Source organism: Mucilaginibacter sp. P4_E8 (assembly GCF_056401495.1).
In genome coordinates this window covers 1-1,128 of record NZ_JBFUJG010000404.1, presented here as the reverse complement: position 1 = coordinate 1,128, position 1,128 = coordinate 1, and the positions used below count along the sequence as shown (strand labels likewise).

Annotated in this window: 1 protein-coding gene; it reads right to left on the bottom strand. The window is 28.7% G+C overall.

Annotation, left to right across the window (positions count from 1 at the left end; genetic code table 11):
* Positions 1–225: 225 nt before the first annotated feature.
* Positions 226–678 (bottom strand): hypothetical protein, encoded by a 453-nt coding sequence (locus AC1DRQ_RS31755; protein ID WP_477430174.1) that lies wholly within the window; start codon positions 676–678, stop codon positions 226–228.
* Positions 679–1,128: the final 450 nt, after the last annotated feature.

Here is a 1,128-nt window from a genome sequence, read left to right as displayed (position 1 = left end):
GTATTAATGTTGCACACACTGGAGCACAACAAAGCACTGGTAACAATGCTGTATTCATGGTGCATAGCACCGTTATAACTGCAATCCAAAATGCCATACAAAATGTACAGGAGAATGGTTTTGTAGTTGTTAGTTTTAGGTAATGTAATATGTTATTGTACACTGGCAATTGAAATAAGAAATATACACCCATACCGATTATTAGTGAAGTAGATAATATTTCCATTATAGTGTGTATGTATATTTCTTGCCTAATTTAAATGGCAGTTGAATTATTTGTTTTTCAACAATTCCAACATCTTTATCTGTTTTATGATTCAGGTTCATTTTAATTATACTAACATCTGTAATTGAAATATCTCTGAGATTAAAACAGTAACAAATACTATCAGTATAGAAACACACATACAATATTGAAGCTGCTTCATTTTCATTTGCTATTTCTGTTAACCTGCGTAATTTATCAACTTCAAGATAAGCGGTGTTATATAACTTTGATGATATCTTTCTATCTTTTACTTCGATGAAATAATTTTTATTTCCATCCATAATACTGGTTGTTCTACCGGAGAAATCCCAACTCTCAAAGAAATTGTCTGATTCTATTAATTGATAATTTGAAAATCTTTTTATCATTTTATCCCTACCTATTTTTTCTGATTCTTCAAATGCGCTCATTATCTTAATTTTTTAATATCTTCTTTTATATCTTGCAACAATTCAATCATTGCAAAACAATCATTATCTATCATCCTGATAGTGTTATTAAATGTGTCTATCATTAGGTATGCGTTTATACTTTTGTCCTCAATGAAGTACGAGCCGTAAAACTTCAGCAATTGTAATTTTTTCTCTTTCATACTTATAAATATGTAGCAGAAATAAATAATTCACTTTTTTGAAAATAAATTTTAGTCATAAAAAAACCTCTGATAAATTAATACCAGAGGTTGCACATGTAAACACAAATTACATTATCACTTAACTATTTTATGCCAATCCGTTTTTAAAATATATAATGCTTCAACATTGAAATTCCCACCCCGATCATAACCAATTTCTGTACTTCGTTTAACAACGGGTATATCGTTATCTGTAATCAGCTTTTTTATTTTAGCTAAGGAATAT